Source organism: Streptomyces sp. NPDC048659 (genome assembly GCF_040650575.1).
Taxonomy (GTDB): Bacteria; Actinomycetota; Actinomycetes; order Streptomycetales; family Streptomycetaceae; genus Streptomyces.
Map to the genome: position 1 here is coordinate 1 of NZ_JBEZHM010000096.1, position 18,718 is coordinate 18,718.

Consider the following 18,718-nt stretch of genomic DNA (forward strand, 5'->3'; position numbering starts at 1 on the left):
GGTACGGGGACGCGGTGGCGGCGGGCGCGGTCGAGGTCGGCTCGAAGGAGCTGCTGCGGGCCCGCCCCCACCGCTGCTCTCCCGCCGTTACTCTCCCGGACCGCCGCCGTTCGAGGCGGCCTCGCGCGGGACGCTCCGGTAATGGGTCGTCAGCCGCCTGCCATCGAGCACGTGGAAGGCGAGCGACGGCTCCATCTCGTCCCGGTACACGTAGTCGCGCCCGGCGCCGTCCCGTTCCCACGGCAGCCTGGACGTGGAGACCACCCCCGGCGCGACCAGCAGCGGCCGGCCGGCGAACGTCGTGGCCGCGGCGGTGTGCGCGTGCCCGCACAGCAGCGCGACGACGTCCGGGTGCCGCCGCACCAGCGCCGCCAGCCGCTCCTCCCCGAACTGGCGCAGCCCGTCCACGAACGGGATGCCCAGCGGCACCGGCGGATGGTGGAAGCCGACGAACACCGGCGTCCCCGCGGGTGTCGCCGCCAGCTCCGCCGCCAGCCACTCCAGCGTCTCGTCCTCCAGGAAGCCCTCGTCCTTCCCCGGCACCGACGAGTCGCACAGCGCCAGCGCGAAACCCTCGGCGCGCAGCACCTGGTTGACCGGCGCCCCCGGGACCTCCGGCTCCGCGCCGAGCAGGACGCGCCGGAACGCGTCCCTGCGGTCGTGGTTGCCCGGACAGCTCAGCACCGGGTGCCGGGAGGCCGCCAGCCGCGCGCGGATCCACGCGTACTCGGTCTCCTCGCCGTGATCGGCCAGGTCCCCGGTGACGATCACCGCGTCCAGGGCGTACGGCAGCGCCTCCAGGTACGCCAGCACGGCCTCCGTCCGCTCCCGGCTGCGCGCCGACGCGTCGACGTGGATGTCGCTCAGGTGCGCGATGACGATCACGGTGAAGTCCTCCGGTCCCGGGCCTCCGGCCCCTCTCTGCGCCTGGGCGGCGCCCGCGCGCCCCCGGGGCGACCGTACCCCCGCCGCAGGCCGCTGCCCCCGCTCGCGCCGCCCGCCCTCTCCCTCCCGAACGGCCTGACCCCCGGCCCGTCCGCTCCCCTCCTCCGCTAGCATCCGGACCGCCGACCCCGTCGAAGGGAGCCTCCCCGTGAAGGACCTCGCCGCTCTGCCGAAGCGGTTCGCCGAGCTCGCCACCCCGCTCGTCGCCGACGCCTGCGTACGCCTGGGAGAACCGCTGAGGGCCGCGCCCGCGGGCATCTCGCCCGTGCTCCCCGGCCGGAAACTGGCCGGACGCGTGCTGCCCGTACGGCACTACGGCAGCGTCGACGTCTTCCTGGAGGCGTACACCCGCGCCGCCCCCGGCGACGTGCTCGTCATCGACAACGAGGGGCGCCGGGACGAGGCGTGTATCGGCGACCTCGCCGTCCTGGAGGCGGGGACGGCCGGCGTCACCGGCGTCGTCGTGTGGGGGCTGCACCGGGACACCCCGGACCTGGTCGAGATCGGCCTCCCGGTGTACTCGTACGGGGCGTACGCACCCGGCCCCGTGCGCCTCGACCCGCGCGGGCCCGAGGCGCTGAGCAGCGCCCGGGTCGGCGCGCACACGGTCGGCGCGGACGACGTGGTCTTCGCCGACGACGACGGTGTCGTCTTCGTGGCGGCGGACCGCGTCGAGGCCGTCCTGGACACCGCCGAGGGAATCTTCCGCACCGAGCGGAATCAAGCCCGGCTGATCAGGGAGGGGCAGACCCTGCGCGAGCAGACCCGGTTCGACGCCTACCTCGCGCGGCGCGCCGAGGACCCCGCCTACTCCTTCCGCAGCCACCTGCGACGGATCGGCGGAGCGATCGAGGAGTGAGGGCGGGGCGAGGGCGAACGGCGGGGGAGTGGTGAGGTGGGGAGAGGCGAGGTGAGGTGAGGTGAGGTGAGGGGCGGCGGGGCGCCGCCCGCTCCTCGGCTCAGCCCGCGCGGAAGCCCACCGTGCCGTCCGGGAGGATCGCCTCGACCTCCGCGCCGTGCTCGACCGTACGGCTCACCGTGCAGAACTTCTCGTGCGTCAGGCGCACGCCCCGGGCGAACACCTCCGCCGCCTTCGGGTTGTTGTCGGGCAGCTCGAACTCGTAGCTCACCCGGATCCGCCCGATCCGGCCGTCGTCCTCGGGCCCGGAGGCGCTCTCGACCACGATCCGCAGGTCGTCGTGGTCGACGGCCCGCGCCGTGCGGTCGATCACCATGCCGCCGCAGCCGCCCATCGCCGCGAGCAGCAGCTCGACGGGGGTGAACGAGGGCTGGGCGTCCGCGTCGTCGGCGGCGCCGATGCTGACCTCGGCGCCGCGGTCGTTGCGGGCGGTCCACGTGCGGTATCCGGTGCGGACGGTCTCGATCCGGTAGTCGGCCATGGGCGGCACTGCTCCTCACTGCGGTCCGTGCGCACACGGACGCGTGCGCACGGACCATCCCATCATTCCCGCGCCCCCGGGACCGCCCTCACTCGCGCCCGCGCGCGGCGGCCGGATCGCCCGCCGGGGCGGCGGCGCCCTCCGCCGTCTCCCGTATGACGGCCGCCCACGCCTCGGTCATCGCGCCCCAGACCGCGCGCAGCTCCGGCTCCGCCTCGCGTACGGAGGCGATCGCGCGGTCCGGGTCGCCGCCCGCCGCGCGGACCGCGGGCCCGTCCGAGCCGGCCCACTCCGCGATCGCGTCGGCGAGCACCTCGGGGTGGAACTGCACGCCCCAGGCCCGCGGCCCGACCCGGAACGCCTGGTACGGGCAGTCGTCCCCGGCCAGCAGCGGGACGGCGTCCGGCGGCAGGGACACCGCCTCGTCCCAGTGCCACTGCGCCGCGAGCGCCCCCTCGGGCACCGCGCCCAGCACCGGGTCGGTGTCCGCTCCGGGCAGCCGCCGCAGCGGTACGGCGCCGACCTCGGGCCCCTGCGCGCGGCGGGCGACCCGGCCGCCGAGGGCGTGGACCATGAGCTGGCCGCCGAGGCACACGCCGAGCACCGGGAGCCCGGCGGCGACGGCCTCGCGTATCAGCGCGCGCACGCGCGGCAGCCACGGGGCGGCCGTGTCGTCCTCGCAGTTGGGCGCGCCGCCGAGGACCAGCAGGCCCGCCCAGCCGGCCAGGTCCGCGGGCAGTTCCTCGCCGCGCCAGGGGTGGTGGACCCGGGGGGCGAGCCCGGCGTCGCGGAGCCGCTCGCCGACGAGACCGGGTCCTGCGTCGTCCTCGTGCTGGATCACCAGGACGGGATGTGCGGTCATGTGCTCAGGGTTCACGGGCGTTCCGCCTCCACGATGCGTCGGAGGAGCGCGCCGGTGCGTTCCTCCCGGGGTGAGTATCCGGTGCCGTGACGCCTGAGTACCGCGTACGGTGTGCCGCCCCCGGGCCCGCTGGTGAACTGGTGTCATGGACACGGACAGCCCCCGCCCCGCCACCCGGCGCCCCCGCCCTTCGCGGGCCGTCACCGCCACGGCGACCGCCACCGGTTCGGCCCTCGCGGTCGCGCTGCTGCCGCTCGTGGTCGGCGCGCTCGTGGCGCGGACCGCAGGCGGCGACCCGATGGTGTCGGTGAACGCCCTGATCGCGGGCGGCGGCCAGCGGGCCCGGCTCTCCCGCACCCAACTGCGGGGCTGCGGGGGCAGGGCCTTCGCGACGGCGCGGTCGACGGCGCGGGGCGCCTGGGTCCGGTCGTCCGCCCGGTGGGCGAGCGGCAAGCCCGGCGCGGCGGCCCCGGCCTGGAGGGGCAGGACGCGCCCGACCGGGCGGCGGTAGGGGGTGGCGGTCGGGGGCCGTCGCGTCGGCCGACGGGGGACCGTCCCGTCGTGGTCCTATCAGTCGTCCCTCGTGCATCATTGGCAGGGCGACTGATTGTCTGCGATCGAGTTGACTCTCTTTCAGAATCCCTTCTGAGCAAGGAGGTTCGCGATGCCTTCGACGCGCGTCCACCTCGTGCTGGTGCACGGGCTGTTCTCCTCCGCCAAGGTGTGGCAGGCGTTCGAGAAGCTCATCGCGGACGACCCGGAGCTGGCGGGCTGGGTCAGCGTCCACCCCTTCCAGTACGACTCGCCGTTCGTACGGCTGCGCCCCGACCGCCGGATCGCCGAGACCGACGACGTCGCCGACCAGCTGGGGACGTTCCTGGAGACCGAACTGGCCGACGCCGAGCGGATCGTCCTGGTCACCCACAGCCAGGGCGGGCTGGTCGTGCAGCGCTTCCTGGCGCGCAAGCTCTGGAACGGCGAGGGCCGCGAGCTCGCCCGGATCAAGCACTTCACCATGTTCGCCTGCCCCAACACCGGGTCGGGTTTCTTCCTCACGGTGCGCAAAGCCCTGCCGCTGTGGCGCAACCCCCAGGAACAGCAACTGCGCCCCTTCGACCGGGCCGTCACCGAGGCCCAGCGGACGGTGCTGAGCTCGGTGGTCCACGCCCGGGAGTTCTCCGAGCAGGAGTGCCCCATCCCCGTACTGGCCTACGGCGGCACCGCCGACGACATCGTGCCCCCGATCGTCGCCCGCGGCGTCTTCCCCAAGGGCGGGGTGGTCACCGCCGACCACTTCAGCATCGTCCAGCCCGCGGACCGCAAGGCATCCTCCTACCAGGCCGTGCAGCGCGCCCTGCTGAGGGTCGCCCAGGAGGCGGAGGACGCCAGGGAGGCCACGGCGGCCAGGGAGGCAAGGGCGGCGATTGGGGCCGGTGGGGCCAGTGGGACCAACGGGGCCAGGCAGGTCGGAGAGGCCGGCGCGACCCAAGGGGCCGACGAGGCGCTCGCCGCCCAGGCAGGGCACACCAGCCTCCCCAGCCCCGGCGACATCACCGCCCCCACCCCCCACCCCGTCTTCGCCCCCGCCCAGGCATCCGTCCCCGCCGTCCCCCCGACACCCCCGTCCCCCGACCTCGCCGGCTTTCCGCCCCCTCCCTACGGGCAGCTCGCGGACGGCCAGCTCAAGGGGAAGGACCGGCTGGGTCTCGTCGCCCGGCTGCTGTCCGAGGAGGCCCGGCAGCAGGTGCACGTCGTCGCCGGGCTCGGCGGGTCCGGGAAGAGCCGGATCGCGCTGGAGGCCGCCGACCGGGCGCGCCGCGCCGGACACCGGGTCTGGTGGGTGTCCACGCCCGAACTCAGCCAGCGGATGCCGATGATCGCCCGCGACCTGGGCGCCCCGTCGATCACCGTGGAACGCGCCTGGCTCGTCGGCACGGCCATGGACCTGGTCTGGCAGCTCCTCGACGCCTGCCCCGAGCCCTGGCTGCTGATCTTCGACAACGCCGACGACCCGGAGCGGCTCGGCCTCGCCGACACCCCCGTCGCGCAGGGCACCGGCTGGCTGCGCGTCCCGAAGAACGCCAAGGGCACCGTCCTCGTCACCAGCCGGGACCGCAGCCGGAGCTCCTGGGGCGACGCCACCGTCATCCACCAGGTCCTCCCGCTGGACGAGAACGACGGCGCCTCCATGCTGCTCGAACGCACCGGCGGGCTCGGCGGCACCAACGAGGACGCGCGGCGCCTGTCGCGGCAGCTCGGCGGGCTTCCGCTGGCCCTGCGGCAGGCCGCCGACGTGATCAAGGCCGTCCACGAGAGCCGGATCCGGCTGGACACCGACATCGTCGACTTCGAGAGCTTCCGCCGCGTCCTCGAACCCCGCGAGGACACCGCCAACGGCCAGGAGGCCCCGCAGCTCGGCGAGCTCCTCGGCCGGGGGATCGTGCAGAAGGTCTGCGGGATCGGCATGGACCTGCTCACCGAGCACGAGCTGCCCCAGGCGCCGACCCTCCTCAAGGTGTTCGCCTGCCTCAGCATCGCCCCCGTCCCGTACCGCCTCCTGCTGACCGGCCCCGCGCTCGCCGAGTCCGCCCTCTTCCCCGGCGCGACCGCCGGATCGCTGAGCCAGGCCCTCAAGGGCCTGGAGGAACTGGGCCTCGTCGACGCCTTCGAACGGGAGGGGCCCGGCGAGCACGACCTGGCCGGCCTGCTCACCCTGCACCCCGTCGTCCACGGCGTGCTGCGCGAGGACGCGGAGGTCCGGGAGCGCCCCGCCGAGTACCACGGCCTCGCCCTGCGGATGCTGCTCGCGGCCGCCTTCCCGCGCAACCCCGACCACCCCGCCAACTGGCCGCTGTGGGCCGCGCTCTCCCCGCACGCCCTGGAGGTCTCCCGGACCTGCCTGCTCGGCGACCTCAGGCTCAGCGACCGCACCGTGCGCACCGAGGCCCTCGAACTCGCCCGCCTGACCGCCCGCTACCTCATCGCCACCGGACTGCTCGGCCCCGCGTACGTCCTGGTCGCCGCGCTGATCGAGCGCTGCGCCTCGTACGGCTTCCATCCCGACGACCGCGAGATCCTCGGGCTGCGCCACGAACAGGGCAGGATCTTCCTCGACCGCGAGGAGCTCAGCCGCGCCGAGGAGGCCCTCAAGCTGGTCGTCGAGGCCCGGACCGCGATCCTCGGCGCGGACCACGCCGACACCCTGGCCAGCCGCCACAAGCTCGCCCGCGCGATCAACGAGCAGGCCGGGCGGGAGAGCGAGGCGGAGGTCCTGCTGCGCTCGATCGTCGAGGCCGAGAACCAGGTCCGGGGACCCGAGCACTACGACACCCTCGTCGTCCGGCACACCCTGGCCCGGACGATGCTCGCCCTCGGCACCCACCGCGAGGCCGAGGCGGAGGCGCGGCAGATCCTCGCCATCAGCCGCCGCAACCACTGGCCGCCCGCCACCCCGGAGACCCTCCGGGTCCGCGAGACGCTCACCCACGCGCTGCTCGCCCAGGAGCGCGCGGAGGAGGCGGAGGAGGTCATCGGCGGGGCGCTCGGCGACGCCTCCCAGGCCCAGGACTCCCACCTCGTGATGCGGCTGCGCTACACGTATGTGCTGGTCCTGCTGGGAATCCGGGGACGTACCCCCGAAGCGGTGAACGCGCTCCGCGGCCTGGTGCGCGACCTCGACCGGGTGGTCACCTCGGACCACCCGCTGTCGCTGCAGGCCAAGGGGCTGCTGGAGGCGCTGCGGGACATGCCCACCTGAGCGCGGGGCGCCGGGCCCGAGGTGGGCAAAGCCCGTCGGGCCCGGCGGGCTTGCGCGTAGCCTGACGGTGCCTCACCCTGTGTGACGCGTCCCTTCCCGAAACGTTCGGAGGTCCGCCGATGACTTCTCGCCCCACCGACCCCTACGACGACCAGTCCCTGACGTGGGGCGCACCGGGGAGCGAGTTGGAGGAGATGCAGGCCGACTTCGGCAGACAGGTGGCCATGGAGGCCCTGGAAGCCGGACGTCAGGCTCTTGAGCTCGACGCGAAGACCGCGTTCCGCACCACCAGCGGGACGCATCCCGGATAGGCGCCGTCGTTTTCCGTTGTCTGTTTTCCGTTGTCTTTCAGGAAGTCGGGGGGCCGACGAAATGACCACAGGGAACTGCACGCAGGACCTGCCGCCGAAAGCGGCGCACGATCCGTTCTTCCGCGCCGCCACCGCGCCCGCGTTCACCCACGAGCTGCTCACCGGCCTCGCCGCCGGCCGGTACGCGGCCGTCCGGGTGCCCGGGTTCCTGCCGGCCGAGCGGTGCGCGGAGGTGCTGACGGCGCTGGAGGAGCGGGCGTTCGACGCGTACGGCAGCGCACGCGTCCAGCCGCGGGTGATGCGCTTCGGCGTGGGCATCAGCGACCACATGGCCGACGGCGGCGTCGCCGACAGCTACTGGCTCGCGCTGGAGCGGCACCACGAGGCATGGCGGGGCCTCGGCCTCTCCTTCGACCCCTTCGCCCTCTGCCGCGAGCGGCTCGGCACCCACTGGCCCGGCGGCGTCGCGGTCGGCCGGCGGGGCGGGCGCGAACTCGGGGACGGCGTGGCCCGCGAGCCGAACCAGGGCTTCCGGGTCCACTTCGACGACTCGCTGCGCGAGTACGAGCGGGATCTCCTCGACGTCCCGCTGATCGGGCAGTTCGCCTTCAACCTCTACCTCAGCGTGCCCCCTTCGGGCGGCGAGACGGTGCTGTGGCGGCACCGCTGGCAGCCCGAGGACGAGGCGCACCGGCTGCCCGCCTCGTACGGCTACGACGAGGCGGTCGTCCGCGACGCCGAATCGCTGACGATCGCGCCCAGCGTCGGTGAGGCGCTGCTCATCGACCCCCGCTTCTTCCACGCGGTACGCCCCAGCCGGGGCGCCCGCCGCATCGCCCTGGGATTCGCGGTGGGCCTCTCCTCGGCGGGACACCTGCTCACCTGGGCCTGAACACGCCCGTGCCCGGCCCCTTCCGCCGGGGCCGAGCCGCCATGTCGCCGCCCTGGAAGGTGCTTTGACGGCCTCGCGAGGGAGCGGCTAACTTCGGGCGATGGACATCTTGCGTTACGTGGCCTTCAGCACCGACCCGCACGGCGGAAACCCGGCGGGTGTGGTGCTGGACGCCGCGGGCATCGACGAGGCCACGATGGCCGCCACCGCGGCCGAGGTCGGCTATTCGGAGACGGCGTTCGCCGTCCCGCGCGCCGACGGGACCCTCGACATCCGCTACTTCAGCCCGCAGATCGAGGTGCCGTTCTGCGGCCACGCGACCATCGCGACCGCCGTCGCCCACGCCCACCGGCACGGCGTCGGCGACCTGCTGCTGCGCACCAAGGCCGGTCCGGTCCCGGTCACCACCTCGACCCTGCCGGACGGCACCGTCGTGGCCACCCTCGTCAGCGTCGAGCCGCGCGACGAGGAGATCGCCGAGGACGACCTGGCCGAACTCCTCGCCGCCCTGGGCTGGTCCGCCGACGACCTCGACCCCGCCCTGCCGCCGCGCGCCGCCTACGGCGGTGCCTGGCACCCGGTGATCGCCGCCGCGACCCGCGAGCGGCTGGCCGAACTGGACTACGACATGGCGGCGTTGGGCGAGCTGATGGCCCGCCGCGACTGGGCCACCGTCGCCCTCGTGCACCGCGAGTCGGAGACCGTCTTCCACGCCCGCAACCCCTTCCCGCCCGGCGGGGTCTTCGAGGACCCCGCGACGGGCGCGGCGGCGGCCGCGTTCGGCGGCTACCTCCGCTCGCACGGGCTCGTGGACCTGCCCGCCACGCTGACCATCCACCAGGGCGTGGACATGGGCCGCCCGAGCCTCCTCACGGTCGGCGTCCCGGCCCAGCGGTCCAGCGGCATCCAGGTGACGGGCACCGCCGTCCCCATCGGCTGAGGCCCGCCGGAGCCGGCGAAAGCCAAGGAGGCCGGGGCGGGGCGGTCAGGGAGTGCCGTCCGCCTCGACCTCCAGCACGATCTCGATCTCCACCGGCGCGTCCAGCGGCAGCACGGCCATGCCGACCACGCTGCGGGCGTGCCGGCCCGCCTCGCCCAGCACGTCGACCAGCAGCTCGCTCGCCCCGTCGACCACCGCCGCCTGCCCGAGGAAACCGGGGGCGGAGGACACGTAGCCGATCACCTTCACCGCCCGGACCACCCGCTCCAGCGGCACCACCGAGTCGACGGCCGCGAGCGCCGCCAGCGCGCACTGCCGGCTCAGCTCCTTCGCCCGCTCCGGCGAGACCTCCGCGCCGACCCGGCCGGTGGCCGTCAACTCCCCGCCGCTGAGCGGGATCTGACCGGCGATGAAGACCATCGTGCCGCTGCGCACGGCCGGCACGTACGCCCCCTTGGGGGCGCTCGCCTCCGGCAGTCTCAGACCGAGCTCGGCGAGCCGCTCACGGATGTCGGTGCTCATGGCCCCTCCTCGTGGGTGGTGACGGTCCATCGTCCCACCCGCTCGCGCCCGGGGGACCGGCTCGGCGGTTGTCCCGCCGGGGGCCGGGCGCTTCTGCTACGGGAGCGGCGCCGGGCCCCGGCGCGGGAACCCTCGCGTCCGCCGCCGTCAGCCTCGGAAGGACGCGGGCCGCTCCGGCGACGCCTCCGCCAGGGCGCGCTCGACGGCCTCGACGCCGCCGCGCAGCCCGTAGACGGGGGTGTCGGGCTGCTGGCGCCAGGAGTCGTCGATGCCGCCCGCGTCGACGGTGTCGAAGCCGAGCTCGTCGATGAGCTCGCGGACCGCCTTCTTGGCCTCCTCGTCGTCGCCCGCCACCGGCAGCGCGAGCCGCTCGGCGTCGCCCGCCGGGCGGTGCCGGTCCAGGATGTCCTGGGCGTACGTGCCGTTGAACGCCTTGACCACCGGGTGGCCCAGGTGCCGCTCGGTCCAGCGGCTCTCGGTCAGGCCCTCGTCCTCGATGCCCGCGATCCGGCCGTCGCGCTCACGCGGGTAGTAGTTGCCGGTGTCGATCACGGCGAAGCCCTCCGCCGCCCCGTCGAACAGGCCCTCCGCCGGGAGGTCGGGGATCGCCTTCAGCGGGATCGTGACGACGACGATCCGCGCGCCGCGCGCCGCCTCCCCGACCGTCACCGGAGTCGCCCCGGTCTCCTCGGCGAGCGCGGTGAGCGTCTGGGGGCCGCGCGAGTTGGCGACGGAGACCTTGTGCCCGAGCGCGGTGAGGCGGCGGGTGAGGTTGCCGCCGATGTTGCCTGCTCCGATGATGCCGATCTTCATGAGGGTCTGCCTTTCGAGCGGTGGCGCGGTGGGCGTTCTGGCAGTGCGCAACGGGCCGGCCCCGCGTGCTATTCCCCGGCCCCGGCGTGAGAACGTGACGTTCCCCAGGGGGAAGCGGGGCCGTTCCGGCCCCGGTGCGGGGCCGAACGGGTGATGATCCACTGGGCGCCGGACCGAGCGGCGCCCCCACCCCTCACCCCTCGTCGAAAGGGCAGCGCCGATGACAGCGCAGGACCGCGCCGTACCGCAGGACCGGGAGGCCGCTCCGCCCCGCGGCATCGGACGGCGCCGATTCCTCGGCTACGTACTGGCGGCGCCGACCCTCACCGTCGCCGCCCAGGTCGGCGCGGACGCCCTCGCGCCCGCGCGGGCCGAGGCCGCGGTCCCGGCCGTCGTGCCCTCCCTGCCCGGGCCCGCCGACCTCTACGACCTGAACGACATGCTCACCCACGCCGCCCTCCCGACGGCGAACCTCATCACCATCCGGATCGACCCGGACGGCACCGCCCACTTCGCGCTGCCCCGCGCCGAGGTCGGCCAGGGCATCACCACCTCCACCGCGATGATCATCGCCGAGGAGCTCGACCTGCCCGTCGAGAAGGTCCGGGTCAGCCTCGCCGACGCCCGCCCCGAACTGCTCTTCAACCAGCTCACCGGCGGCTCCAACACCACCATCTCCACCTTCACCCCGATCCGGGTCGCCGCCGCCGTCGCGCGCGGACGCCTGCTGCGCGCCGCCGCCCTCGAACTCGGCGAGCTCGTCGGCACGCTCACCGCCAAGGCGGGCGTCGTCACCTCGGCCGCCGGCGTCCGCCTCACGTACGGGGAACTCGCGGTGAAGGCCGCCGCCCTCACCGACACCCAGGTCTCCGTCACCCTCAAGGACCGGGCGGACTTCCGGGTCATCGGCACCGGCCGGGGCCGGGTGGACGCCCTCGACGCGGTCACCGGGCGCAAGAAGTTCGCCATGGACGTCCAGGTGCCCGGCGCCCTGCCCACGATGGTCTGCCGCCCGCCCACCATCAACGGCACCGTCCGCGCGGTCGCCAACCTCGCCGAGGTCCGGGCCATGCCCGGCGTGACCGACGTCGTCACCGTGTCCACCGGCGTCGCCGTCCGCGCCCGCACCTTCGGCCAGTGCATCGACGCCGTCCGCGCCCTGAAGGTCACCTGGGGCCCCGGCACCGCCGAGGGCGCCTCCGACGCGACCGTGCTCCAGAAGCTCCGCAGGGCCGAACTGCCCCTCGTCGTGCCGCCGCTCGACCTGCTCACCAAAGCCGTCGACGTCCGCTTCACCTTCGCCTTCGCCAGCAACGGCGCCCTGGAGACCAACTGCGCCGTCGCCGACGTCCGCCCCGGCTCCGCCGAGATCTGGGCGAGCCTCAAGTCGCCGATCGTAGCCCAGGAGAAGATCGCGCTCCGGCTCGGCCTGCCCGTCGGCGCCGTCACCGTCCACGTCACCGAGGGCGGCGGCTCGTTCGGCCGCAAGCTGTTCCACGACGCCGCCGGGGAGGCCGCCGAGATCTCGAAGGCGCTCGGCAAGCCCGTCCGCCTGATGTGGCACCGCACCGACGACTTCCGCCAGGGCCGTACGCACCCGATGGCCACCTCCCGGGTCCGCGCCACCTACGCGCTCGGCGAGGTCCTCACGTACGAGCAGCGGCACACCTCCGTCGCCACCGACTTCGGGCACGGCATCGGAGAGATCATCACCTCCGAGGTCGCCCGGCTCCCGGTGGCGAACCTGGCGTTCTCCGAGACGATGTTCCAGCTCACCCAGGCCAGCCCGTACCACCTCGGGGTCACGACCCAGCTCCTCAACGAGGTCGACACCGGCTTCAACACCGGCTCCATGCGCAACATCTACTCGCCCAACGTGCGCTGCGCGCAGGAGCTCGTCCTCGACGAACTCGCCGAGCGGATGGGCCAGGACGCCCTCGCGTTCCGCCGCCGGCTGCTGAAGGACCAGCGGGCGCGCGCCGTCCTCGACAAGGTCGCCGAAGTCGGCGGCTGGGGACGGACGATGGCACCCGGCACCGCCCAGGGCATCGCCGTCCACCCCGAATACCACGCCTTCGTCGCCGTCCTCGCCGAGATCGACTGCCGCCCCGCGACCACCGGCCGCACGGTCCGCGACGCCTACACCGGCCCGCGCGTCACCAAGGTCGTGTGCGCCGTCGACGTCGGCCTCGCCGTCAACCCCCGCGGGCTCGAAGCCCAGATGATGGGCGGCATCATCGACGGCATCGCCCTCACGCTCACCTCCGGGCTGCACCTCAAGGACGGGCACTTCCAGGAGAGCAGCTGGGACAACTACTACTACACCCGGCAGTGGAACACCCCGCCCGAGCTGGAGATCATCGTCATGCCGCCCACCGGCGACAAGCCCGGCGGCGCCGGTGAGCTCGCCGTCGGAGCCGCCGCCGCGGCCGTCGCCTGCGCCTACGGCCGGGCCACCGGGACCATGCCGACCAGCTTCCCCGTCAACCACGCGGAGCCGCCGGCCTTCACCCCGCTGCCGACCGTCCCGCCCATCCCCGCCGCGCCCGTCGACGGCCGCGCCCGCGCCCTCTGAGAACCAGGAGCCACACCCGTGCCCCAGCACACCTTCATCCTCAACGGCAAGGCCGTCACCGCGGACGTCGAGGACGACGTCCGGCTGCTCTGGGTGCTCCGGGACGTCCTCGGCGTCACCGGACCCAAGTACGGCTGCGGGGTCGGCGTCTGCCAGGCGTGTACGAGCCACCTCAACGGGCGCGCCTTCACCCCCTGTTCGGTCCCGGTCCGCGACCTCGAACCCGCCGACGAGGTCACCACCATCGAGGGGCTGCCCGCGACCGTCGGCAGGGAACTGCACCCGATGCAGGAGGCATGGCTCGACATCGACGTGGCCCAGTGCGGCTACTGCCAGCCCGGCCAGATCATGACCGCCGTCGCGGCGGTGCGCCGCGCCCACGAGGCCGGACGCGAGGTCGGCGAGGCCGACCTGGACCAGATCCGCAATATCTGCCGCTGCGGAACCTATAACCGTATCCGTGAAGCCATCAAGGAGGGCGCCCGCCGCATGGTCTGACCCGGCGGCCGCGGTCCTCCCCGACGAGAGGGAGTACCACCGATGCCGGGAAAGATCGTGCTGTTCGCCGGAGTGTCCCTGGACGGCTACACCGAAGGGCCGGGCCAGGACATCGGCTGGCACCGCGTCGACGAGGAACTCCACTTCCACTTCAACGCGGAGCTGGCCGGCATGGGCCGCTTCCTCAGCGGTCGCCGCACCCACCAGCTGATGGCCGACCACTGGCCCACCGCCGACGCCGACCCGGCGAGCTCGCCCGCCACACGCGAGTTCGCCGGGATCTGGCGCACCATGCCCAAGACCGTCTACTCGACCACCCTGACCGAGGCGGACTGGGACACCACCGTCGTCCCCCGCGTCGACCCGGACGAGGTCCGCGCCCTCGCGGCGGCCACCGACGGGGACCTCACGGTGAGCGGGGCGAATCTCGTCGCCTCCTTCCGCGCCCACGACCTCATCGACGTCTACCAGGTGTACGTCCACCCCGTCGTGATCGGCCGCGGCACCCCCCTCCTCGCCCCCGCCGACACCTTCACCGACCTGCGCCTCGACACCACCCGGGCCTTCCCCAACGGGGTCGTGATGCTGCGCTACGAGCGGGTGTGAGCGACCCCGCCCGACCACCCTCCGGGGGACGGCGTCCGCCTTCCGGACCCGTCGCCCGTCGAACCTCCCGGACTACCCGTCATACCTGAGAGCTACCGCCGGGATTGGCTCCTCGGCGGGACGCCGACCACAAGCCCCGCTTCCTAGTTTCTTCCGTACCGGATCGAACCCCGGTACGGAAGGAAATCCCATGGCGCCCCAGCCGCACGGCCCCCGCCGCGCACTCTCCCCCGGACGGCTCCGCCGCACGCTGCTCGCCGCGCTCGTCACCGCCGCCCTCGCGGTGCCGGTCGCCGGGGCCGCCCGGCCCGCCGACGTGCCCGCGCCCGCCCCGGCACCGGCGGCCCCGCTGGCCTCGGCGTCGTCCGGAGAGCTCGCCGCGCGCTACGCCGCCGGCCGGGACGCGGTGCGCGCGGCCGAGCGAAGCGCCGAGGAGTACGGGGCGCGCAAGCGGGCCGCCGCGCTGCACGCCATGGCCGGGCCCGGCCGCCGGTTCCTCACCTTCGACGGGCGGGACGGCGGGCGCTCCGCCGAAGTCGTCGGCGACCTCGCCGGGGCCGACCGGATCGCGGTGCTCGTCCCCGGCGCAGACACCGACCTCGACCGCTACGCGCGCTTCCGCTCCGGCGCCGTCGCCCTGCGCGACGAACTCCGCGACGCGCACGGCGCCCGCGCCGCCGTCGTCGCCTGGCTCGGCTACCGCACCCCCGCCACCGGCAGCACCGCCTCCCTCACCCCCGGCCGCGCCGACCAGTCCGCGCCCGCGCTCCGCGCCTTCGTCGCCGAACTGCGCGCGGCCCGCCCCGGCGCCCGGATCACCCTCGTGTGCCACTCGTACGGCTCCGTGGTCTGCGCCCGCGCCGCCGAGGGGACCCCCGCCGACGCCCTCGTCCTCTACGGCAGCCCCGGCACCGGCTCCGACACCGCCGCCGACCTGCACACCCCGGCCGCCGTCTGGGCCGGACGCGGCGCCGCCGACTGGATAGCCGACGTGCCGCACGTCCGCCTCCCGCTCCCGGCCGGCTCCGAACTCGGCTTCGGCACCGACCCCCTGGACCCCGCCTACGGCGCCCGGACCTTCGACGCGGGCCCCGGCGGCCACAGCGACTACCTGGTCCCCGGGTCCACGGCCCTGGCGAACATCGCGCGCATCGCCGACGGACAGGAGCCCCGCCATGCGTGAGCGGCACACCGCGACCGCCTCCACCCGCGCGTCCGGTCCCGCCTCCCTGCGGGCGCTCGCCGCGCGCATCGAGGCCGCCACCCCGCCCGGGCGGGACCGCGCCCTCGACGCGCTGCGCGGCCTCGCCATCCTCGGCGTGGTCCTCGGGCACTGGCTCGTCACCGCCCTCGTCACCGACAGCGGCACCCTCCGCGCCGAGAGCCCCCTCGGGCACCTGCCCGAACTCACCCCCGTCTCCTGGGCGTTCCAGACCCTCGCGGTCTTCTTCCTCGTCGGCGGCCACGTCGCCGCACGCGGCCACGCGGCGGCCCGCGCCCGCGGCGAGGGCCACGGGCGCTGGATCGCCGCCCGGCTGCGCCGGCTCTTCCGCCCGGTGGTGCCGCTCCTCGCCGTCTGGGTCCTGGCGACGGGCGTCATGCTCGCCTGCGGGGTGCCCTGGGTGACCCTGTACACCCTCGGGAAGCTGGTCCTGTCCCCGCTGTGGTTCCTGCTCGTCCTCGCCGCGCTGACCGCCGCCACGCCGCTCGTCGCCCGGATCCACCCGCTGTGGCCGCTCGCCGTCGTCCTCCACGTCGACCTGATCCGCTTCGGCTTCGACGGCCCCGAGGCGCTCGGCTGGCTCAACCTGCCCGCGGGCTGGCTCGTCCCGTACTGCCTCGGCACCCTGCTCGCCCGCCGCGGCCCGCTCAAGCTCCGCTCGTCCTGGGTGCTGCTGCTCGGCGGCGCCGCCGCCACCGGGCTGCTCGTGGCCTTCGCGGGCTACCCGGGCTCCATGGTCGGCGTGCCCGGCGCCCCCGTCTCCAACCTCAACCCGCCCACCCTCGCCGCCGTCACCTTCGGCCTCGCCCAGGCGGCCGTCGCCCTGCTCAACCTCTGCGCCATGACCGTCTTCCTCTGGCACCAGACCGCGATGATCGCCGTCACCGCCGGGGGGCTGTTCACCGCCGGACTCCTCGGCCACGCGCCGTTCACCGGGCTGCACACCGTGCCCGACGACTACGCCTGGGTGCTGGCCCGGCTCGGCTGGCTGCCGCTCTTCGCGGGCGCCCTGCTGGTCTGCGGAGCCGCGTTCCACACATACGAGCGGGGCACCGCACGCCGCCGCCCGGCCCGCGAGGACCCTGGGGTCGAGCCGCCGGCGAAGGCTCGACGGGCCCGCGCCGAGACGGCACGATGATGATCATGCGTACGGGCAGGGCCGCCCGACTTGCACTCCAGGGGGACAGGATGAACACCGTGACAGGGACACGAACAAAAGAGGCCACGGGCACGGGTACGGCCACGGGCCCGGCCGCGCGGTGGGAGCTCGCCCTGCGCGCCGTGCCCGGCGTCCTGCGCGCCGACCTCGGCACCGCCCGCCGCGACCCGCTCCCGCGCAGCCGCTGGCTCAACTGGCTGCCGCACGCCCACCTCGTCCTGCTCACCGTGCTCCTGAGCGTGTGGAGCCTCAACCTCTACGCGCGCCACCTGGACCCCCTCCCCGGCAGCGTCACGCTCCTCGTCGTCGCCCAGTGCGCCGCCCCCGTCCTCGCCCTCTCCCGGCCCGCCGCCGGCTGGTGGCTCTCCACCGGGGCGCTCCTGGTGTCCGCGACCGTCACCGCCTCCGTCTTCGGCGCCGAACGGCCCTGGAACGCCGGCGCCATCGCCCTGCACACGCTCGTCCTGCTGCTCCTGGCCCTGCGCGTCCGGCCGGTCGCCGCGGCCGCCGCCCTCGCCGTCTCGCTCCTCACCGGCGTCGGCGCGCTCGGCCCCGGCGGCGTCCCGCACCTGCCGACGCTCTGGTCCGGCGCCACCGCCTTCGCAACCGCGACCGTCGTCGGCGCCTCCCTGCGCGCCAGCCGCGTCTCCCGCACCCGGCTCGTCGCACAGGAGGAGCTGACCGCCGAGGAGCGCGCCCGCCGCGCCCTGCTCGAAGAGCGCGGCCGGATCGCCCGCGAGCTCCACGACGTCGTCGCCCACCACATGTCCGTCATCTCCATCCAGGCCCAGGTCGCCCCCCACCTCGTCGAGAACCCGTCGCCGGAACTGCGCGAGAACCTGGCCGGAATCCGGCAGAACGCCGTCGACGCCCTCACCGAACTCCGCCGCGTCCTCGGCGTGCTGCGCGGCGACGGGGCGGCGGGCGACACGGCCGCGGGCGTACGGCACGCCCCGCAGCCGACCCTGGAACGGCTCGGCGAGCTCCTCGCCAACGTCCGCGCGGCCGGGCTCGACGTGACCGCCGAGACCGTCGGTGAGGCCCGGCCGCTCTCGCCGGGCACCGAACTCTCCGCGTACCGGATCGTCCAGGAGGCGCTGAGCAACGCGATGCGGCACGCGCCCGGCGCCCGCGCCACCGTGACCACGCGCTACCACACTGCCGGGCTGACCGTGCGGGTCACCAACACCCCGGCCACCCGCCGGGCCGCGGGCCCCGTACCCTCGGGTGGGGCCCGGGAGCCCGGCCACGGGCTGCTCGGGATGCGCGAGCGCACCGCGATGCTGGGCGGCGAACTCGCCGTGGGCCCCACCCCCGACGGCGGCTGGGACGTCACGGCCGTCCTGCCCGCGCCCCTGCACGCGCAGCCCACGCAGTCCACGACGAAGGACGGTTACGGTTCATGACCGACGGCCCCGAGATCAGGGTCCTGATCGCCGACGACCAGGTGATGGTCAGGCAGGGCTTCACCGTCCTGCTGAACGCCGAGCCCGGCATCCGGGTCGTCGGCCAGGCCGTCGACGGCGCCGACGCCGTCGCCAAGACCGCCGAACTCGCCCCGGACGTCGTCCTGATGGACATCAGGATGCCCGGCACCGGCGGCCTCGAAGCCACCCGGATCCTCACCGCACCCGCCGACGCCACGGTCAAGGTGCTCATCCTGACCACCTTCGACCTGGACGAGTACGTCTACGAGGCGCTGCGCGCGGGCGCCTCCGGCTTCCTCCTGAAGGACGCGTCGGCCGAGGAACTCGCCCAGGCGGTACGGGTCGTGGCGCGCGGCGACGCGCTGCTCGCCCCGAACGTGACGAAGCGGCTCATCGCCGAGTTCTCCCGGATCAGCCCCGCGCCCCGCGCGCCGCTGATGGACCGGGTGGGGGCGCTGACCGAGCGCGAGACCGAGGTGCTGACCCTGATCGCGCAGGGACTGTCGAACGCCGAGATCGCCGCGAGCCTGGTGGTCGCCGAACAGACGGTGAAGACGTACGTGAGCCGGATCCTCGCCAAGCTGTCGCTGCGCGACCGCACCCAGGCCGCCGTCCACGCGTACGAGACGGGGCTGGTCCGGCCCGGCGCCCTCTGACGGAACGCGCCCGGCCCCGGCCGCCCGTCGCGGGACGGGCCCGCGTGCCCCGGCACCGGGCGATCAGGTCCAGGAGGTGGTCCCGCTGATTGGGCCGGGCTCCGCGAGCCGCTTCCGCCGCCGCCTCGTACCG

General features: G+C 74.7%; 18 protein-coding genes. 13 read left to right on the forward strand and 5 right to left on the reverse strand.

Features of this window, described 5'->3' with window-relative positions:
• Positions 1–87: 87 nt before the first annotated feature.
• Positions 88–885, reverse strand: coding sequence for a metallophosphoesterase (locus AB0C99_RS37535; protein ID WP_362484656.1), 798 nt, complete (start codon positions 883–885; stop codon positions 88–90).
• Positions 886–1,111: 226 nt separating this feature from the next.
• Between AB0C99_RS37535 and AB0C99_RS37540 the strand changes: the two genes are divergently transcribed.
• On the forward strand, positions 1,112–1,804 hold the full coding sequence (locus tag AB0C99_RS37540; RefSeq protein WP_362484687.1) for an RraA family protein: 693 nt from the start codon (positions 1,112–1,114) through the stop codon (positions 1,802–1,804).
• Between the two features lie 100 nt (positions 1,805–1,904).
• Here the strand turns inward: AB0C99_RS37540 and AB0C99_RS37545 are convergent, their stop codons facing one another.
• Positions 1,905–2,345, reverse strand: coding sequence for an OsmC family protein (locus AB0C99_RS37545; protein ID WP_362484658.1), 441 nt, complete (start codon positions 2,343–2,345; stop codon positions 1,905–1,907).
• An 88-nt stretch (positions 2,346–2,433) separates the two neighbouring features.
• Positions 2,434–3,207 carry a type 1 glutamine amidotransferase gene (locus AB0C99_RS37550; RefSeq protein WP_362484659.1) on the reverse strand — a complete coding sequence of 258 codons (774 nt, stop codon included), beginning with the start codon at positions 3,205–3,207 and terminating at the stop codon, positions 2,434–2,436.
• 145 nt (positions 3,208–3,352) lie between these two features.
• Between AB0C99_RS37550 and AB0C99_RS37555 the strand changes: the two genes are divergently transcribed.
• The 5 genes from AB0C99_RS37555 (at position 3,353) to AB0C99_RS37575 (ending at position 9,107) form a co-directional block, all read left to right on the forward strand.
• Entirely contained in the window at positions 3,353–3,718 is a 366-nt protein-coding gene (locus AB0C99_RS37555) for a hypothetical protein (RefSeq protein ID WP_362484661.1), read from the forward strand.
• A 153-nt stretch (positions 3,719–3,871) separates the two neighbouring features.
• Positions 3,872–6,964: an alpha/beta fold hydrolase gene (locus tag AB0C99_RS37560; RefSeq protein ID WP_362484663.1), complete on the forward strand. Its 3,093-nt coding sequence runs from the start codon at positions 3,872–3,874 to the stop codon at positions 6,962–6,964.
• A 119-nt stretch (positions 6,965–7,083) separates the two neighbouring features.
• On the forward strand, positions 7,084–7,275 hold the full coding sequence (locus AB0C99_RS37565; RefSeq protein WP_362484665.1) for a hypothetical protein: 192 nt from the start codon (positions 7,084–7,086) through the stop codon (positions 7,273–7,275).
• A 61-nt stretch (positions 7,276–7,336) separates the two neighbouring features.
• Positions 7,337–8,167: a proline hydroxylase gene (locus tag AB0C99_RS37570; protein ID WP_362484667.1), complete on the forward strand. Its 831-nt coding sequence runs from the start codon at positions 7,337–7,339 to the stop codon at positions 8,165–8,167.
• A gap of 100 nt (positions 8,168–8,267) precedes the next feature.
• Complete coding sequence (locus tag AB0C99_RS37575) at positions 8,268–9,107, forward strand: PhzF family phenazine biosynthesis isomerase (protein WP_362484669.1); 840 nt, start codon at positions 8,268–8,270, stop codon at positions 9,105–9,107.
• A 45-nt stretch (positions 9,108–9,152) separates the two neighbouring features.
• On the opposite strand, the gene AB0C99_RS37580 is transcribed toward AB0C99_RS37575, so the two are convergent.
• A complete protein-coding gene (locus tag AB0C99_RS37580; RefSeq protein WP_362484671.1) occupies positions 9,153–9,629 on the reverse strand; it encodes a RidA family protein in 477 nt (158 codons plus the stop codon).
• Between the two features lie 147 nt (positions 9,630–9,776).
• A complete protein-coding gene (locus tag AB0C99_RS37585; RefSeq protein ID WP_362484673.1) occupies positions 9,777–10,721 on the reverse strand; it encodes an NAD(P)-binding domain-containing protein in 945 nt (314 codons plus the stop codon).
• Here AB0C99_RS37585 and AB0C99_RS37590 point away from each other — a divergent pair.
• The 7 genes from AB0C99_RS37590 to AB0C99_RS37620 all read left to right on the forward strand — a co-directional run bounded on the left by AB0C99_RS37590 (position 10,663) and on the right by AB0C99_RS37620 (position 18,585).
• Positions 10,663–13,017 carry a molybdopterin cofactor-binding domain-containing protein gene (locus tag AB0C99_RS37590; protein ID WP_362484674.1) on the forward strand — a complete coding sequence of 785 codons (2,355 nt, stop codon included), beginning with the start codon at positions 10,663–10,665 and terminating at the stop codon, positions 13,015–13,017. The genes AB0C99_RS37585 and AB0C99_RS37590 overlap by 59 nt on opposite strands.
• A gap of 18 nt (positions 13,018–13,035) precedes the next feature.
• Positions 13,036–13,515: a (2Fe-2S)-binding protein gene (locus AB0C99_RS37595; protein ID WP_362484676.1), complete on the forward strand. Its 480-nt coding sequence runs from the start codon at positions 13,036–13,038 to the stop codon at positions 13,513–13,515.
• Between the two features lie 42 nt (positions 13,516–13,557).
• Entirely contained in the window at positions 13,558–14,121 is a 564-nt protein-coding gene (locus tag AB0C99_RS37600; protein WP_362484678.1) for a dihydrofolate reductase family protein, read from the forward strand.
• Positions 14,122–14,311: 190 nt separating this feature from the next.
• Positions 14,312–15,304, forward strand: coding sequence for an alpha/beta hydrolase (locus tag AB0C99_RS37605; protein WP_362484680.1), 993 nt, complete (start codon positions 14,312–14,314; stop codon positions 15,302–15,304).
• On the forward strand, positions 15,297–16,481 hold the full coding sequence (locus AB0C99_RS37610) for an acyltransferase (protein WP_362484682.1): 1,185 nt from the start codon (positions 15,297–15,299) through the stop codon (positions 16,479–16,481). Before AB0C99_RS37605 ends, AB0C99_RS37610 begins: the two co-directional genes overlap by 8 nt.
• 59 nt (positions 16,482–16,540) lie before the next feature.
• Entirely contained in the window at positions 16,541–17,908 is a 1,368-nt protein-coding gene (locus AB0C99_RS37615; RefSeq protein ID WP_362484684.1) for a sensor histidine kinase, read from the forward strand.
• Positions 17,905–18,585 carry a response regulator transcription factor gene (locus AB0C99_RS37620; protein WP_362484686.1) on the forward strand — a complete coding sequence of 227 codons (681 nt, stop codon included), beginning with the start codon at positions 17,905–17,907 and terminating at the stop codon, positions 18,583–18,585. The genes AB0C99_RS37615 and AB0C99_RS37620 overlap by 4 nt, the downstream gene beginning before the upstream one ends.
• Positions 18,586–18,718 lie beyond the last annotated feature (133 nt).

What these genes read in the sequence shown, in the direction of transcription:
- AB0C99_RS37585 (WP_362484673.1), bottom strand. Translation starts at nt 10,721, where the DNA reads ATGCCGCGGGGCGGAGCGGCCTCCCGGTCCTGCGGTACGGCGCGGTCC.
- AB0C99_RS37555 (WP_362484661.1), top strand. Translation starts at nt 3,353, where the DNA reads ATGGACACGGACAGCCCCCGCCCCGCCACCCGGCGCCCCCGCCCTTCG.
- AB0C99_RS37565 (WP_362484665.1), top strand. Translation starts at nt 7,084, where the DNA reads ATGACTTCTCGCCCCACCGACCCCTACGACGACCAGTCCCTGACGTGG.
- AB0C99_RS37620 (WP_362484686.1), top strand. Translation starts at nt 17,905, where the DNA reads ATGACCGACGGCCCCGAGATCAGGGTCCTGATCGCCGACGACCAGGTG.
- AB0C99_RS37610 (WP_362484682.1), top strand. Translation starts at nt 15,297, where the DNA reads ATGCGTGAGCGGCACACCGCGACCGCCTCCACCCGCGCGTCCGGTCCC.
- AB0C99_RS37545 (WP_362484658.1), bottom strand. Translation starts at nt 2,345, where the DNA reads ATGGCCGACTACCGGATCGAGACCGTCCGCACCGGATACCGCACGTGG.
- AB0C99_RS37560 (WP_362484663.1), top strand. Translation starts at nt 3,872, where the DNA reads ATGCCTTCGACGCGCGTCCACCTCGTGCTGGTGCACGGGCTGTTCTCC.
- AB0C99_RS37605 (WP_362484680.1), top strand. Translation starts at nt 14,312, where the DNA reads ATGGCGCCCCAGCCGCACGGCCCCCGCCGCGCACTCTCCCCCGGACGG.
- AB0C99_RS37570 (WP_362484667.1), top strand. Translation starts at nt 7,337, where the DNA reads ATGACCACAGGGAACTGCACGCAGGACCTGCCGCCGAAAGCGGCGCAC.
- AB0C99_RS37590 (WP_362484674.1), top strand. Translation starts at nt 10,663, where the DNA reads ATGACAGCGCAGGACCGCGCCGTACCGCAGGACCGGGAGGCCGCTCCG.
- AB0C99_RS37550 (WP_362484659.1), bottom strand. Translation starts at nt 3,207, where the DNA reads ATGACCGCACATCCCGTCCTGGTGATCCAGCACGAGGACGACGCAGGA.
- AB0C99_RS37600 (WP_362484678.1), top strand. Translation starts at nt 13,558, where the DNA reads ATGCCGGGAAAGATCGTGCTGTTCGCCGGAGTGTCCCTGGACGGCTAC.
- AB0C99_RS37580 (WP_362484671.1), bottom strand. Translation starts at nt 9,629, where the DNA reads ATGAGCACCGACATCCGTGAGCGGCTCGCCGAGCTCGGTCTGAGACTG.
- AB0C99_RS37575 (WP_362484669.1), top strand. Translation starts at nt 8,268, where the DNA reads ATGGACATCTTGCGTTACGTGGCCTTCAGCACCGACCCGCACGGCGGA.